The following is a 14,897-nucleotide window of genomic DNA, read 5'->3' as shown; positions in this document are numbered from 1 at the left end:
GAGTCGACTTTCGAAGCGGTGATTGTCGCTGAACGGAGAGGCCTATGACGGAAACCGGTCTGTTTGCCGGCCTTAGAACTCTTCCCAGTCATTGCTGGTAGCCGGGCTTGCCGCGGCAGGGCCTTTTGATCCGGAGAATGCCTGGGTCAGCTTGCCGACCATGGTGCGGGCCGGCGATGCGACCGGACGGGCAGAGGGTTCGGCAGGCTTGACCTTGGCAAACAGGGAGCGCGTCGGGGCAGGGGTCCTTGGCGCTGCCGCCGTCGGCTGGCTTGACCAGGATGTCGATGGGCCGGCGCCCGAGACCTGGAACTGTCCGACAAGGCCCGCCAGCGCCGTGGCGCTTTCGGCCAGGCGGTGGGTCACGGCGGTGGTTTCCTCGACCATGGCGGCGTTCTTCTGGGTGAACTGGTCCATCTGGTTGACCGCGGTGTTGATCTCGTGCAGGCCGGTGGTCTGTTCGCGGGCCGATGTGGCGATCGAGCCGATATGGCTGTTGATCTTGTCCACCTGCTGGGAAATCGCGCTCAGCGCCTCGCCGGTTTCGCGCACCAGTTTGACGCCGCCGGCCACTTCCGTGCCGGATTTGGTGATCAGCGCCTTGATGTCCTTGGCGGCATTGGCCGAGCGCTGCGCCAGTTCGCGCACTTCCTGGGCGACGACGGCAAAGCCCTTGCCAGCCTCGCCTGCGCGGGCCGCTTCGACACCGGCGTTCAGCGCCAAAAGGTTGGTCTGGAAGGCGATCTCGTCGATCACGTTGATGATCTTGGAAATCTCGCTGGAGGCGCCTTCGATGCGGCCCATGGCGGCAATGGCGTCGGATACCACCTTGCTGGAGCCTTCGGTGCTCTGGCGGGCAGCGGCAGCCATTGTCGAGGCTTCGTCGGCACGGGCCGACGCGTTGCGAACCGTGGCGGTGATCTGGTCGAGGGCTGCCGAGGTCTCTTCCAGCGAGGCGGCCTGCTGCTCGGTGCGTCCGGCCAGTTCGGTGGAGGCAGACCGCATTTCGTTGGAATTGGCTTCGATCGCCAGGGTTTCCTCGCGCAGCTGGGACAGCGTGTTGTTGAGCTGTTCCGCCGACTGGTTGAAGTTGAGACGCAGGCTGTCGAGGCCATCGGTGAAGGGCTGGTCGATGCGGATGGTCAGGTCGCCTTCGCTGAGGCGCTGCAGGCCGGCGGCCAGCGCATCGACGGCTCTCTGCACGTCGCGGGCCTCAGCGGCCTTGGCGGCCTCGCGCGCCAGGCGTTCCTCTTCGCTCTGGGACAGGTGCTCGGCGGCGCGGCGCTCCAGCTCCTGCTTCTGCACGGCGCCTTCGCGGAACACTTCCAGCGCATGGGCCAGCGCGCCGATCTCATTGTTCAGGTCCTTGTGCGGCACCGTCACGTCGAGCCGGCCCTCAGCGAGACGCTCGGCGGTGGCGGTCAATTGCGGCAGCGGACCCATGATCTTGCGGGCGACCAGGACGACGACGATGGTGGCACCAATCAGCACGAGGACAGCGGTGATGCCGATCGTCCAGGCCATCTGGTTGGCGATGCTGTTGATATCGGCTGAGCGGACGCCGGCATACAGAATGCCGATGACCTCGCCGGCCGGTGCAAAGATCGGCTGATAGATGGTGTAATACGGTACGTCGAGAATGACGGCTTCGCCGCGGAAGGTCTGGCCCTTGGTGGCGATCGGGTAGACGGCGCCGGTCTGGCCAAGCGCCGTGCCGACGGCGCGGCTGCCGTCCGGCTTGATGATATTGGTGGTCTTGCGCCAGAAGTCCTTGTTCTCCGGGTTCCAGGCAAAGATCGTCGCCGTCTGGCCGGTCATGCGGCCGATCGTGTCGATCATCTTGTGGTCGGTGAAGGTATCCGGAATGGCGGTCATGACGATGCGTTCGACATTGCCGTCGCGGCCCCAGGTCACCGTGGTGCCGGGAAAATCGCGCTCGACAATCGTCGCCGCCGTTCTGAGGCTGGCATTCTGGCCGTCGATCGCCTGGGCGGCGATGCGGCCGTTGATACTGCTGGAGATGGCCCATGCGACGGCGCCAAGCGACAGAACAAGGATCAGTATCGTGGTCGCCGTGACGGTTCCGACAAGACCGAAGCGCGAGAAAAGTCTCATGGAGTATACCTTCCGTAAAATATCCTCCCTTCCTTGGTCTTACTTGACTTTTGTTAAATCATCGTTGCCTCAATTTAGTGGTTTCTGAATTGCGATTGCGGACGATCTGGCACAGAAGACATGGCAAGATTGCATTGCCGGAGCGTTTGAATATTGTGCGGGCAGTTCAATCAGTTTGACCGGGGCTCATGACCAGCAAAGAGAAAAAGGCGCAGCTGCGGGCGGAGCGGCTTGGCGTTCGCGACAGTATCGCGCCGGAGGTCAGGATAGAGCACAGCCTGGCCATGGCCGAGTTCGGCGGCGATGCCATAGCGTTCGAGCCTGGCACGATGATCTCCGGCTTCCTGCCGATCCGCTCCGAGGCGGATCTGCGACCGTTGATGGCGAAACTTAAGGATCGCGGCGCAAGGCTGTGCCTGCCGGTCGTCATGGATCGCCAGACCATCGTGTTTCGCGAGCTGATGGCCGGCCAGGAGCTTGTCGATACGGGTTTCGGCACAAGCGGGCCGGGGCCGGATGCGCCGGTGGTGGATCCGTCCGTGCTGCTGGTGCCGCTGTCGGCTTTCGATGCCAGCGGTCACCGCATCGGCTACGGCGCCGGCCATTACGACCGGGCGATTGCCCGATTGCGGGAAAAAGGCCTTGTACCGCGGCTGATCGGCATTGCATTCGACTGCCAGGAAGTGGCACATGTGCCCTTTGAGCCGCATGACGTGGGATTGGACGCTATCCTGACCGAAAGCGGATATCGGCAATTCAGGGGATGACTGGACAACGGAATGCGGCTGCTTTTTCTGGGTGACATGGTTGGCAAGACGGGCCGGACGGCGGTGTGGGAGAGGCTGCCGGGATTGATCTCCGACCTGAAACTCGACTTCGTGATCGTCAACGGCGAGAACGCCGCCGGCGGTTTCGGCATTACCGAGGACATCTATCTGGAGACCATCAATGCCGGCGCCGATGTGGTGACCACCGGCAATCACGTCTGGGACCAGAAGGAGGCCGTCACCTTCTGCACGCGCCACGACCAGTTCCTGCGCCCGGCCAATTATCCGGCCGGCACGCCGGGCAAGGGCTCGGGCCTTTTCTACGCCCGCAACGGCGCCCGGATCCTGGTCGCCAATATCATGGGCCGGGTGTTCATGCATCCCGAACTGGACGATCCCTTCAAGTCGGCGGAAGGCATTCTGGCGGCCTGCCCGCTGAAGGAACAGGCCGACGCCATCATCTTCGATTTTCATGCGGAGGCGACCAGCGAGAAGCAGTGCTTTGGCCATTTCGTTGATGGCCGCGCCAGCTTCGTGGTTGGCACCCATACCCATGTGCCGACCGCCGATTGCCAGATCCTCAACGGCGGCACGGCCTATATGTCGGATGCCGGCATGTGCGGCGACTATGATTCGTCGCTCGGCATGGAAAAGGAAGAGCCGCTCAACCGCTTCATCTCCAAGATGCCGAAAGGCCGTTTCGAGGCGGCCCATGGCCCGGCGACGATCTGTGGCGTCGGCGTGGAAATCTCCGACAGCACCGGTCTTGCCGAAAAGATCGCGCCGCTGCGGCTAGGGCCGCGGCTGGCTGAAACCATTCCGGACTTCTGGCGCTGATCGACCTGATTCATCTGTGAACAGGTCGGCGTGTTGACGAAAATGTGAGCGGTAACGCTCATCTTCGGCCTTTACCTGCCGGGGGCCGTGCCGCATCCTGATACTCGAAAATGGTTCGGGCGGGAGCGGCATGATGCTGCTGAAACTTGCATTTGCAGTTTTTGGTCTGTTGACCACCGTGATGCCTGGCATCGCGGCCGAGGATCGCCCGCCCGTCAGTCAATGCCAGCTGGTGGCCGAGACGCTGCCCTCCGCCACCTTCGCAAGCTTCAAGCCGCCGCTCGGTCGGCAACAGTTTGCGGCGCTGGCCGAAGACGTCACCATCACCTATCTCGGCCATTCGACATTTCAGATCGACACGCCGGGCGGCATCGAGATCGCCACGGATTACAATGGCTGGCTGCGCTCGGCGCGGCTGCCGGATGTCGTGACGATGAACAAGGCCCATTCGAGCCACTATACGCTGTCGCCCGATCCCGCCATTACCCATGTGCTGCAGGGCTGGAACGCGACAAATCCCGGCGAAAAGGTCGAGCATCACGTGGTGCTGGGCGATGCCTATGTGCGCAATGTCGCGACCGACATTCGCTCGTTCGGCGGTTTCGAGGCGAACGGCAATTCGATCTTCATCTTCGAGGTGGCGGGCCTGTGCATCGGCCATCTCGGCCATCTGCATCACGAGTTGACCGACAAGCATTATGCCGAGATCGGCCGCCTCGACATCGTCATGGTGCCGGTCGATGGCGGGCTGACCATGGGGGCGGACAGCATGAGCCGTACCATCAAGCGGCTGCGCTCGGCGCTGATCCTGCCGATGCACCGGCGCGGCCCGCCGATCGGCGACTTCCTGTCGATGTTCGATGCCAGTTTCGACTGGCGGCTGTCGGACAGTCCGGGAGTGACGGTGTCGATGCGGACCCTGCCGAAGAAGCCGCTGATCCTGGTCCTGAAGGGCGTTTGATAGTGGCAATGGAAAAGGCGCAGTCGGTTGACTGCGCCTTGCATGCTCTCTCGATAGGCCTTTGGTTCAGGCAAAGGACAAGCGGCGATGTACGCCGACATCCGGCATTTTCTCGTCATGCAGGTTGGCCTTGGCGATTTCCCAGCCGAATTTCAGCGTGCTGCCGGTCGAGGCCCAGATCTCCGCGTCGTCGAGATGCAGCGCCAGCAGAACCAGCGTCGGGTCCTTCTTGCCGTGTTCATACCAGGCAGCGACGACGGCGCTCCAGTATTCATCGACCTTGGCCGGATCGTTGCGCTGCTCGATGACGCCGGACAGGCAGGCGTGATAGTCGTGGTTCTTGCCGATCACGCAGAAATGCGCACGGGTGCCGGGGCGGATCTGCTGAACCAGATCGGTCGTGGTCTTGGAGAAGAACCAGATCGTGTTGGTGGTCGGATCGGCATAGGGCGCCATCGGCTGCATGTGCATATGGTTGCCTTCCAAGCCCAGCATGCCGGCATGGATATTGTTGATCTCGTCCCAGAGCTGGCTGGCGGGCGCTTCGCGTGCTTCAGAAAAACTGGCCATATCGCTTCCTTTTCATTTGTCGTCGAATTCGAAAGGCCGAACGGTTGCGGCGGGTGGTTTGTTCCCAAGAGCGGGTGATGCCGGTGGAGCGCTTTTGACCCGTGCCGGCTCACTGTGGCAGCATCTTGGGCCGTTAAAAGCCGGCAATCCTCTTGAATGGCGGCAACAACGCCCGTATAAGGCGCCCATTCCGAACAATTAGACCTGAAGCAGGGGTGCCATGGCTGGCCATTCACAGTTTAAAAACATCATGCACCGCAAGGGAAAACAGGATTCCGTGCGGTCGAAAATGTTCTCCAAGCTGGCGCGCGAAATCACCGTGGCGGCAAAGACAGGCCTGCCCGACCCGGCCATGAATGCCAGCCTTCGCCTGGCGATCCAGAATGCCAAGGCGCAGTCGATGCCGAAAGACAATATCGACCGGGCCATCAAGAAGGCCTCGGGCACCGATGGTGAAAACTACGAAGAAGTGCGCTACGAAGGCTACGGCCCGGGTGGCGTTGCCGTCATCGTCGTGGCACTGACCGACAACCGCAACCGCACCGCCTCCACCGTGCGCTCGACCTTCACCAAGGCCGGCGGCGCACTGGGCGAAACAGGCTCGGTGTCGTTCTCCTTCGACCGGGTCGGCGAAATCAGCTACAAGCTGTCGGTCGGCAGTGCCGACAAGGTGATGGAAGCCGCCATCGAGGCCGGCGCCGAGGACGTCTCGACGGACGAGGATGGCCACACGATCATCTGCGAATTCGAAAGCATCGGCGAAGTCTCCAAGGCGCTCGAAGCCACGCTGGGCGAAGCCGAGACCGTCAAGATCATCTGGAAGCCGCAGAACACCGTGCCGGTCGACGAAGAGCGGGCGATATCGCTGATGAAGCTGATCGACACGCTGGAAGACGACGACGACGTGCAGACGGTGTTTTCGAACTTCGAAGTGTCCGATGAAGTGATGGCCAAGCTGTCGGCTTGATCGTCGTGGACCGGAGCAATATTGAGGCCTGGCACCCAAGGATGCCGGGCCTTTTGTTTATCTGGCCGCCTGTCATTCTCAAGATTTCAGACTGGGTCTTTGTTGGTAACATCTGTCGGAAAGTGAGGCGCTTCCATGAAAAAGATCCTCTTCGTTTGCAGCCAGAACAAGCTTCGTAGCCCCACGGCTGAACAGGTTTTTGCAGACTGGCCAGATATCGAAACTCTGTCTGCCGGCACGAACAATGATGCCGAGAACCCTCTGTCGGACGAACAGGTTGAATGGGCTGACATCATCTTCGTGATGGAGAAAGCCCATCGCAACAAGATGCAACAGAAGTACCGATCAGCCTTGAAGGATAAGAGGCTGATCTGTCTTCATATTCCGGATGACTATGATTACATGGATCCGTCACTCGTCCTCCTGCTGAAAGCAAAAGTACCGCAATATCTGTAGGACTTGCCTGCCGATTCCTTACAGCGACGTCTGCTGGGACCCCGCCCGGCCTGGGCCGAGGGGACCAAGCCCCTCGGCGCCGCGGCCCGAGGTTTTATGAGATGTAGAGAACAGGGCAGGCGGCCTCAGGCCGCGACCTTGGCCTGGGAGATCACGCCGATCAGGTCGTTGACGATGCGCTCTATCTGGCTGCGGTCGTCGCCTTCGGCCATGACGCGGATCAGCGGTTCGGTGCCGGAGGGGCGGATCACCAGGCGACCGTTGCGCGACAGCTCGCTCTCGGCATCGGCAATGGCCTGCAGGACCCTGGTGTCCTCCAGCGGCTTGCCGCCGGATATGCGCACATTGCGCAGGAGCTGCGGTACGGGGTCGAAACGGTGGCAGATCTCGCTGACCGTCTTGCCGGTGCGCTTGACGGCCGACAGCACCTGGAGGGCTGCCACCAGGCCATCGCCGGTGGTGCCGAAATCCGACAGCACGATATGGCCGGACTGTTCGCCGCCGACGTTGAAATTGTTCTGGCGCATATGCTCGACCACATAGCGGTCGCCGACCTTGGTGCGGGCCAGCGACATGCCCTTGTCGCCGAGGAAGCGCTCCAGGCCGAGATTGGACATGACGGTGGCGACGATGCCGCCGCCCTTCAGGGTGCCGTCATTGGCCCAGCTCTCGGCAATCACCGCCATCAGCTGGTCGCCATCGACGATCGCGCCGTTCTCGTCGACGATGATGACCCGATCGGCGTCGCCATCGAGTGCAATGCCGATATCGGCGCGGATCTCATGCACCTTCTTCTGCAGGGCGGAGGGATGGGTCGAGCCGCATTCCAGATTGATGTTGACGCCGTTCGGCGTGTTGCCGATCGTGACGACTTCGGCGCCGAGTTCCCAGAGAGCGGCGGGCGCCACCTTGTAGGCGGCGCCATTGGCGCAATCGATAGCGATCCTGAGCCCGTTCAGGGTGACGTCGCGGGGCAGGGTGCGCTTGACGAATTCGATATAGCGGTAGATGTCGCCATCGACGCGCTTGGCGCGGCCGATATCTTCGGCCTTGGCGAGCTGCGAATAGAGGTCCTGGTCGAGAAGGCCCTCGATCTGCGCCTCGATCTCGTCGGACAGCTTGTAGCCGTCAGGGCCGAACAGCTTGATGCCATTGTCGGCAAAGGGATTGTGCGAGGCCGAAATCATCACGCCGATATCGGCGCGCAGCGACCGGGTCAGCATGGCGACGGCCGGGGTCGGGATGGGGCCGAGCAGAAAGACGTCGAGACCAGCGGCGGTGAAACCGGCCACCAGCGCGTTTTCCAGCATGTAGCCGGACAGCCGGGTGTCCTTGCCGATCACCACCCGGTGGCGATGATGGCCGCGGCGGAAAATCGTGCCGACGGCAATGCCAACCCGCATGGCCAGATCAGGGGTCATCGGAAACAAGTTGGACTGTCCGCGGATCCCGTCCGTTCCAAAATAGCGTCGTGTCATGGGTTCTCCCAAAATCCTGTCATCCGCGCCATCCAAGGTGCCGCATCCGATCGGCAGACGAGGATATGGCGCGGTTCTCAATCGCCGCTCATTGCATAATTCGCAGCGCCAAGCACGTAAATTACCATCAAAATCGATTATAACCCGTTACCGGCAAACGAAAGGGCCACACGCCTTGCGGCGCATGACCCTCGTCGGTTCAATCGGAAGATGCTCAGTGCGGCTGGGGTTCCAGGCCGCCTTCGGGCTCGCCGCCGCCCTTGGCATCGGCCGGGCCGTCCTTCTTGGTGCCGGTGCTCGGCACGGCCGAGCCACGGTTCGACGGACCGTCGTCACCGAGGTCACGGGCCGGCTTTTCGCCGCGGATCAGAGCCTTGATCTCCTCGCCGGACAGGGTCTCGTATTCGAGCAGGCCTTCGGCAATGGCGATGAAGCCATCATGGTTGTCGGTGAGAATCTGCGTGGCCTGGGTATAGGCTTCGTCGATCAGGCGGCGCACTTCGGTATCGATCTTCTGGGCGGTCGATTCCGAGACGTTCTTCGACTGCGAGACGGAATGGCCGAGGAATACTTCCTGCTGGTTTTCACCGTAGGAGACGTGGCCCAGAACATCGGAGAAGCCCCATTGGGTGACCATGGCGCGGGCAAGCTTGGTGGCCTGCTCGATATCCGAGGATGCGCCGGAGGTGATGTTCTCCTTGCCGAAGGTCAGTTCTTCGGCAACGCGTCCACCCATCATGATGGCCAGGCGCGACACCATCCACTTGTAGCTCATCGAATAGCGGTCGCCTTCCGGCAGCTGCATCACCATGCCGAGAGCCCGGCCGCGCGGAATGATCGTCGCCTTGTGCAGCGGATCGGCGACGGCGACCTTCAGGGCGCAGATGGCGTGACCGGCCTCGTGATAGGCGGTCAGCTTCTTTTCGGCTTCGGTCATGGCGGACGAGCGGCGCTCGGCACCCATCATGATCTTGTCCTTGGCGTCTTCGAATTCAGCCATGGTGACGACGCGCTTGTTGCGGCGGGCGGCCATCAGGGCGGCTTCGTTGACGAGGTTCATCAGATCGGCACCGGAGAAGCCGGGCGTGCCGCGGGCCAGAACCTTCAGGTCGACATTCGGCGCCAGCGGTACGTTGCGGGCATGAACCTTGAGGATGCGCTCGCGGCCGACGATATCAGGATTGGGCACGACGACCTGACGGTCGAAGCGGCCCGGACGCAGCAAAGCAGGGTCGAGAACGTCGGGACGGTTGGTGGCAGCGATCAGGATCACACCTTCATTGGCTTCAAAGCCGTCCATCTCGACCAGCAACTGGTTGAGCGTCTGTTCGCGCTCGTCATTGCCACCGCCGAGGCCCGCGCCACGATGGCGGCCGACGGCGTCGATTTCGTCGATGAAGATGATGCAGGGTGCGTTCTTCTTGGCCTGCTCGAACATGTCGCGCACACGGGATGCGCCGACGCCGACGAACATTTCGACGAAGTCGGAACCGGAAATGGTGAAGAACGGCACATTGGCTTCGCCGGCAATGGCGCGGGCCAGCAGCGTCTTACCGGTGCCCGGAGGGCCGACCAGCAGAACGCCGCGGGGAATACGGCCACCGAGGCGCTGGAACTTCTGCGGATCGCGCAGGAATTCGACGATTTCCTCAAGGTCCTGCTTGGCTTCGTCAACGCCGGCGACGTCTTCAAACGTGACGCGGCCATGCGCTTCGGTCAACAGCTTGGCCTTCGACTTGCCGAAGCCCATGGCGCCACCGCGGCCACCGCCCTGCATCTGCCGCATGAAGAACAGCCAGACGCCGAGGATCAGCAGCATCGGCAGCAGTGTGCCGATATAGCTTAAAAAACCGGAGGACCCGTCGGTTTCCGGGCGGGCAACGATCATGACATTCTTGGCCTGCAGCTTTTCGAGCAGGTTGTCGTCGATCACAGGGGCATAGGTCTGAAAGGCCGTGCCGTTCTCGACATAGGTGCCGGTGACGCGGTTGCCCGTCACGGTCACGTCACGGACGCGGCTGGAATCGATCTCGCGCAGAAACTGCGAATAGGGAATCTCGCGCGAACTGGTTTGGGACGGTGACGTCTGGAACATGCTGAACAGGGCGATCAGCAAGAGGGCGATGATGGCCCACAGCGCGAAATTTCTCAAATTCGGGTTCATTGAACTCCCCAGGACTGTGCTCGGCGCACAAGGCGCCTTCTTTATGTTGCTGTAACATAGGATTGCCGAGCGTGCTTGCCAAGGCAAACCGGGCTTCCATCTGTGTTTTCCGTCAATAAGTCCTAAAACGGCGGCGGCAAATACGGGTCCCGGCCGAATACTGCGGCAAGAGCGTCGGCCAGTGTGAGGTCGAATCGCGGCAGGAACAGATCGAACGGGGCGATCCGCAGGGTGATCCGCGCGTCCTGTGATCCAACGGGCTGGCCGTCGTCGCTGCGGCTGAGGCTCGGCAGGCCCTTGCGGGCAAGGCGTGCGAGCCCCGACGGCAGGTTCAGCGCCAAGTCGGGAATGGCACCATCGGCGTCACCTTCGACGGTTAAGGGGACATCGCAGAGATTGGCGATCTCGAAGCGGTCGTCCCATAGGTCAACATCGCCGGCTGCGATCACCAGCGGCAAAATACCGCGGTTCTCGCGCAGGATGAACAGGCCGTCGCGGCGGTTGGACAGCACCGTGCGCCCCGTGGTCAGCTGGCCACCCGGCGGTTGGCGGAGCAAAGCCAGGACGCGGTCCATGCTGTCGCGGCCGGGACCATGGACGCGGCCACCGACCGTGGCGATGGCAGCGCTTAGCATATGGCGCAGGTCTTCGCCGGGCTCCGACAGGCCGGCCGGGGCGATCTGCACTGCAGCGCCTGCAATGGTCTTTGCATGGTTACGCAGCCGGTCGGCGGCGCGGGCCGACAGGGCGGTCCGCCGGGTGGTCGATTGTGGATCCAGCTCCGGTAGACCGGTCGCGGCAAGGGCCTGGCGGGTTCTGACCCGCTCGTAGCGGGCATCGGTGTTGCTGGGATCGTCGATCCAGCCCAGGCCATGGTCGGTCAGCAGTCGGCGGATATCGGCACGCCGGCAGAAGAGCAGGGGCCTGGCGATCCAGATGCGGCGATCGTAAAGAACAGCATCGGCCATGCCGGCCAGACCGGAGGCTTGCGTGTCGCTGCGGGCGGCCCGCATGGCGATGGTCTCGGCCTGGTCCTCAAGCGTATGGGCGGTCAGGATGAGCGTGGCGCCCAGCTCGGCGGCGGCTTCAGCCAGCAGGCGATAGCGCGCCTCGCGGGCGGCGGCTGAAATCCCCGTTGCCGGCTTTTGACCATGCCAGCGGCGGATGGTGTGGGAAATCCCGAGACTGGCGCAGAGCTTTGCCACGTCGGCGGCCTCGGCTGCGGATGTGTCGCGCAGGGCATGGTCGATCGTGGCAGCGGCGAGGGTGATATGGGGAAAGGCATTGGTGCGCAGGACCTGATGCAGGGCGATCAGCAGGCCGGTCGAATCACTGCCACCGGAGATGGCGACCAGAAGGCGGGCCGGTTGGCGCATGCAGCCCAGGAACTGACGGGTGGCGTCTTCAGGAGAAAGAGGGTGGTGGCGCACAGCGGGGCCGGCGCTTGATCAGCAGGCCAGCCGCTTTTGTTCGCTGGTCGCCTTGCCGAGCACGGCACGCGAGGCGCTCGGATAGCGCTTGGAGACTTCGCGCAGGGTGGCGCAGGCGGTGTCCTTGTTGTCGAGGGCGGCCAGCGACATGCCGAGTTTCAGCAGCATTTCCGGCGCCTTGGCGGATTTGCCAAAGGCCTGGTGGGCATTGAGGAAGGTCTTGGCGGCATTGCCGAAATCGCCCTGCGAATATTGCGCCTCGCCGAGCCAGAAATTGGCATCCGCGGCCTTGGCGCTTTTTGGATAGCGGGACAGGAAATCGTTGAATTCCGTTTCGGCAAGACCGTAGTCGCCGGACAGCACATGGCCGTAGGCCACCTGGTAGACATCGGCCTCGCGGTCGAGCGAGGCGACTTTCGGACCATTGGGGGTTTCCACGCCGGGGAGGCTGGCATTGGCGCCGGCCTCTCCGTTGAGGGTTGCCGAGCGCGGCATGCCATTGGCGTCGAGCTCGATCGAGCCGAGAACCGTCTCCGGCGGCGCCTGGTCAGCCCCGGACACGGTGGTGTCCCGGGACTGGGTGATGATATCGGTGACGGAGCTTCCCTGATCGGGTGTGACATTGCGGGCGACCGGCGTGTCACGCGGGCGCGTCGTGCCGTTTTCGCTCTTTTCCAGCTCCTGGAAGCGGAATTCGTTGTCTTCCTGGGTCTTGCGCATCTGTTCCTGCATCTGCAGGATCTGGAAGCTCATCTCCTCGATCCGGCCGTTCAGGGCCCGGATTTCTTCCTCCAGCTGCTGAACGCGGACGGCGGGGTCCGCCATTTGCACCAGCTGAACCGGCTGCCCGGCCTGCGCGCGCGGCGATGCCTTGGGTGCACCGTCCATGGGCAGGAGCGGCAGGGAACTTGCGCTGCCATGCGAGCCGACGAATGCTGCCAGCCCCAGCATTCCGGCCATGACAAGTTTCTTCATGTCGTTCTTTCCTGTTTCGAGTTTGATCCAAGCGCCGCATCGGCGCGGACAGGAGTTTTTCCAATTGCCCGCAAAAAGCAACTGAAGTTCGGCCAAAGTGTGGACAAAAGCAAAAGGCGGCCTCTCGGCCGCCCTGCTCGTCCCATCCGAAACGGATGTCCTTTACATTCCGGCGCCACCGAGAACCGTCACGGCGCGGCGGTTCTGCGACCAGCAGGAAATATCGTCGCAGACGGCGACCGGACGTTCCTTGCCGTAGGAAATGGTCTTCATGCGCTGGGCGGGAACGCCCTGCGAGGCCAGGAAGTCCCGGGTGGCGGCAGCGCGGCGGGCGCCGAGCGCCAGGTTGTATTCGCGGGTGCCGCGTTCGTCGGCATGGCCTTCGACGGTGATGGCATATTGCGGATACTTGGCCAGCCACTGCGCCTGACGGCTGAGGATGCCCTGGGCGTCGGCACGGATCGACGACGAATCGGTATCGAAGAAGATCCGGTCGCCGACGTTGACGGTGAAGTCCTGGGTCGAACCCGGCGTTGCAGCACCGGCGCCAAGGCCGAGCTCGGATGCGCTGTTCGGCAGGTTCTTCTTCGAGGCGCAGCCAGCCAGAGCCAGCGTCATGGCGATTGCCACGATCACCGGATTGGTTGCCAGCTGCTGCATACGGCTTTTCGCCGGAGTGTGAATGCGGCTCATCGCCGGTCTCCTTGCATTGTCCATTAGGGTTGCCGAACAATAACCATTCTCGGTTAACTGGCCTCAAACGAACGTGGTTAATTTTGTCTAAAATCGCGCCCTATCAGGGTTCTTACACGAGACTTTGCGGCAACAAAGAGGCAGAGCGCCTCTTCGCTCTTCTCAAGAGCTATTCCAGCAGCGGCGACCAGGCCGGGTCGGATGCGTAGGTCGGCGTACGGACCAGCTGTTCGTTATAGCCGGTCAGGTCGATCGAATACATCTGCGGGCCACCGGCGCCGGCGGTCTGGCGGAAGAACATCAGCACGCGGCCGTTCGGTGCCCAGGTCGGGCCTTCATTGTGGAAGCCGGTGGTCAGGATGCGTTCGCCCGAACCGTCGGTCTTCATCACGCCGATCGAGAATTTGCCGCCCGACTGCTTGGTGAAGGCGATCAGATCGCCGCGTGGCGACCAGACCGGCGTGGAGTAGGAGCCGTCGCCAAACGAGATGCGCTGCTGGCCGGAGCCGTCGGCGCCCATCACGTAAAGCTGCTGACGCCCGCCGCGGTCGCTTTCAAAGACGATGCGGCTGCCGTCCGGTGAATAGGACGGCGAGGTGTCGATCGCCGCCGTATTGGTCAGGCGGGTCGTGGTGCGCGAGCGCAGGTCCATGGTGTAGATGTTGGAATTGCCGTCCTGCTGCAGGCTCATGATGACCTTCTGGCCATCGGGCGAAAAGCGCGGGCTAAACGTCATGCCGGGGAAATTGCCGACCACCTCGCGCTGCCCGGTTTCCAGCTGCAGCAGATAGACGCGCGGCTGCTGGCCTTCAAACGACATGTAGGTCACTTCCTGGCGGCTCGGCGAGAAGCGCGGCGTCAGGACGATGTCCTTGGTGCCGGTCAGCATGCGGACGTTCTCGCCGTCCTGGTCCATGATGGCGAGCTGGCGCTTGCGGTCGATCTTGGAGCCGCTTTCGGAGACGAAGACGATGCGGGTATCGAAATAGCCCTTTTCGCCGGTGATGCGCTCATAGATCGCGTCGGCAATGATATGGGCGACGCGGCGCCAGTTTTCCGGCTGGGTGAAGAATTGCTGGCCGGTCATCTGCTGGCCGGCAAAGGTGTCCCACAGGCGGAACTCGGCGCGCAGGCGGCCATCGGCCTCCTTGGTGATGCGGCCGACGACCAGCGCCTGGGCGTTGACGACCTTCCAGTCCTCGAACCGTGGTGCCTGGTCGGGATTGGAGATCTTCTCGATGAAGGCGGCCCGGTTGACCGGGGCAAACAGGCCCGAGCGCTTGAGGTCGGCTTCAACGACGGCGGAGATCTTGGCGCCGATGCCGTCGCCCGACACGAAGTCGGTGATGGCGATCGGCATGGGCTCGACATTGCCCTTGTTGATGTTGATCTCGACCACGGCCGCAGCCGGTGTCGCGAAGGCGCCGGCAAGACCGGCCACGACGATCAGGAGGCGAAAGAGAGAGAATGTCTTCATAAGGGCA

Annotated in this window: 13 protein-coding genes; 5 read left to right on the top strand and 8 right to left on the bottom strand. The window is 62.6% G+C overall.

Annotated elements, in window-relative coordinates:
• Positions 1–72: 72 nt before the first annotated feature.
• Positions 73–2,115, bottom strand: coding sequence for a methyl-accepting chemotaxis protein (locus HGO38_RS07735; RefSeq protein WP_250955309.1), 2,043 nt, complete (start codon positions 2,113–2,115; stop codon positions 73–75).
• Positions 2,116–2,303: 188 nt separating this feature from the next.
• Here HGO38_RS07735 and HGO38_RS07730 point away from each other — a divergent pair, with 188 nt between their 5' ends.
• The 3 genes from HGO38_RS07730 to HGO38_RS07720 all read left to right on the top strand — a co-directional run bounded on the left by HGO38_RS07730 (position 2,304) and on the right by HGO38_RS07720 (position 4,680).
• Positions 2,304–2,882 (top strand): 5-formyltetrahydrofolate cyclo-ligase, encoded by a 579-nt coding sequence (locus HGO38_RS07730; RefSeq protein WP_250955308.1) that lies wholly within the window; start codon positions 2,304–2,306, stop codon positions 2,880–2,882.
• A gap of 12 nt (positions 2,883–2,894) precedes the next feature.
• Positions 2,895–3,719, top strand: a complete 825-nt coding sequence (locus HGO38_RS07725; RefSeq protein ID WP_250955307.1) for a TIGR00282 family metallophosphoesterase — start codon at positions 2,895–2,897, stop codon at positions 3,717–3,719.
• A gap of 133 nt (positions 3,720–3,852) precedes the next feature.
• Positions 3,853–4,680 (top strand): MBL fold metallo-hydrolase, encoded by an 828-nt coding sequence (locus HGO38_RS07720; protein WP_502941513.1) that lies wholly within the window; start codon positions 3,853–3,855, stop codon positions 4,678–4,680.
• 66 nt (positions 4,681–4,746) lie between these two features.
• Here HGO38_RS07720 and HGO38_RS07715 read toward each other — a convergent pair whose 3' ends face one another.
• Positions 4,747–5,250 carry a pyridoxamine 5'-phosphate oxidase family protein gene (locus HGO38_RS07715; RefSeq protein ID WP_250955306.1) on the bottom strand — a complete coding sequence of 168 codons (504 nt, stop codon included), beginning with the start codon at positions 5,248–5,250 and terminating at the stop codon, positions 4,747–4,749.
• Positions 5,251–5,470: 220 nt separating this feature from the next.
• Here HGO38_RS07715 and HGO38_RS07710 point away from each other — a divergent pair, with 220 nt between their 5' ends.
• Both HGO38_RS07710 and HGO38_RS07705 read left to right on the top strand, forming a co-directional pair.
• Positions 5,471–6,217, top strand: coding sequence for a YebC/PmpR family DNA-binding transcriptional regulator (locus HGO38_RS07710; RefSeq protein WP_250955305.1), 747 nt, complete (start codon positions 5,471–5,473; stop codon positions 6,215–6,217).
• A 135-nt stretch (positions 6,218–6,352) separates the two neighbouring features.
• Positions 6,353–6,673, top strand: coding sequence for a low molecular weight protein tyrosine phosphatase family protein (locus HGO38_RS07705; RefSeq protein ID WP_250955304.1), 321 nt, complete (start codon positions 6,353–6,355; stop codon positions 6,671–6,673).
• Between the two features lie 125 nt (positions 6,674–6,798).
• On the opposite strand, the gene glmM is transcribed toward HGO38_RS07705, so the two are convergent.
• From glmM to tolB, 6 genes are all read right to left on the bottom strand, one after another.
• Positions 6,799–8,151: a phosphoglucosamine mutase gene (gene glmM, locus HGO38_RS07700; protein ID WP_250955303.1), complete on the bottom strand. Its 1,353-nt coding sequence runs from the start codon at positions 8,149–8,151 to the stop codon at positions 6,799–6,801.
• A 214-nt stretch (positions 8,152–8,365) separates the two neighbouring features.
• Complete coding sequence (gene ftsH, locus HGO38_RS07695; RefSeq protein ID WP_250955302.1) at positions 8,366–10,315, bottom strand: ATP-dependent zinc metalloprotease FtsH; 1,950 nt, start codon at positions 10,313–10,315, stop codon at positions 8,366–8,368.
• Between the two features lie 122 nt (positions 10,316–10,437).
• On the bottom strand, positions 10,438–11,691 hold the full coding sequence (tilS, locus tag HGO38_RS07690) for a tRNA lysidine(34) synthetase TilS (RefSeq protein WP_250955301.1): 1,254 nt from the start codon (positions 11,689–11,691) through the stop codon (positions 10,438–10,440).
• 72 nt (positions 11,692–11,763) lie between these two features.
• Entirely contained in the window at positions 11,764–12,720 is a 957-nt protein-coding gene (gene ybgF, locus HGO38_RS07685; RefSeq protein ID WP_250955300.1) for a tol-pal system protein YbgF, read from the bottom strand.
• 162 nt (positions 12,721–12,882) lie between these two features.
• Positions 12,883–13,413 carry a peptidoglycan-associated lipoprotein Pal gene (pal, locus tag HGO38_RS07680; protein WP_250955299.1) on the bottom strand — a complete coding sequence of 177 codons (531 nt, stop codon included), beginning with the start codon at positions 13,411–13,413 and terminating at the stop codon, positions 12,883–12,885.
• 169 nt (positions 13,414–13,582) lie between these two features.
• Positions 13,583–14,890 carry a Tol-Pal system beta propeller repeat protein TolB gene (tolB, locus tag HGO38_RS07675; RefSeq protein ID WP_250955298.1) on the bottom strand — a complete coding sequence of 436 codons (1,308 nt, stop codon included), beginning with the start codon at positions 14,888–14,890 and terminating at the stop codon, positions 13,583–13,585.
• Positions 14,891–14,897 lie beyond the last annotated feature (7 nt).

The sequence above is a fragment of the Rhizobium sp. CG5 genome, from assembly GCF_023701945.1.
Taxonomy (GTDB): Bacteria; Pseudomonadota; Alphaproteobacteria; order Rhizobiales; family Rhizobiaceae; genus Allorhizobium.
This window is presented reverse-complemented; position numbering and strand designations above follow the sequence as displayed.

What these genes read in the sequence shown, in the direction of transcription:
- HGO38_RS07735 (WP_250955309.1), bottom strand. Translation starts at nt 2,115, where the DNA reads ATGAGACTTTTCTCGCGCTTCGGTCTTGTCGGAACCGTCACGGCGACC.
- HGO38_RS07730 (WP_250955308.1), top strand. Translation starts at nt 2,304, where the DNA reads ATGACCAGCAAAGAGAAAAAGGCGCAGCTGCGGGCGGAGCGGCTTGGC.
- HGO38_RS07725 (WP_250955307.1), top strand. Translation starts at nt 2,895, where the DNA reads ATGCGGCTGCTTTTTCTGGGTGACATGGTTGGCAAGACGGGCCGGACG.
- HGO38_RS07720 (WP_502941513.1), top strand. Translation starts at nt 3,853, where the DNA reads ATGCTGCTGAAACTTGCATTTGCAGTTTTTGGTCTGTTGACCACCGTG.
- HGO38_RS07715 (WP_250955306.1), bottom strand. Translation starts at nt 5,250, where the DNA reads ATGGCCAGTTTTTCTGAAGCACGCGAAGCGCCCGCCAGCCAGCTCTGG.
- HGO38_RS07710 (WP_250955305.1), top strand. Translation starts at nt 5,471, where the DNA reads ATGGCTGGCCATTCACAGTTTAAAAACATCATGCACCGCAAGGGAAAA.
- HGO38_RS07705 (WP_250955304.1), top strand. Translation starts at nt 6,353, where the DNA reads ATGAAAAAGATCCTCTTCGTTTGCAGCCAGAACAAGCTTCGTAGCCCC.
- glmM (WP_250955303.1), bottom strand. Translation starts at nt 8,151, where the DNA reads ATGACACGACGCTATTTTGGAACGGACGGGATCCGCGGACAGTCCAAC.
- ftsH (WP_250955302.1), bottom strand. Translation starts at nt 10,315, where the DNA reads ATGAACCCGAATTTGAGAAATTTCGCGCTGTGGGCCATCATCGCCCTC.
- tilS (WP_250955301.1), bottom strand. Translation starts at nt 11,691, where the DNA reads ATGCGCCAACCGGCCCGCCTTCTGGTCGCCATCTCCGGTGGCAGTGAT.
- ybgF (WP_250955300.1), bottom strand. Translation starts at nt 12,720, where the DNA reads ATGAAGAAACTTGTCATGGCCGGAATGCTGGGGCTGGCAGCATTCGTC.
- pal (WP_250955299.1), bottom strand. Translation starts at nt 13,413, where the DNA reads ATGAGCCGCATTCACACTCCGGCGAAAAGCCGTATGCAGCAGCTGGCA.
- tolB (WP_250955298.1), bottom strand. Translation starts at nt 14,890, where the DNA reads ATGAAGACATTCTCTCTCTTTCGCCTCCTGATCGTCGTGGCCGGTCTT.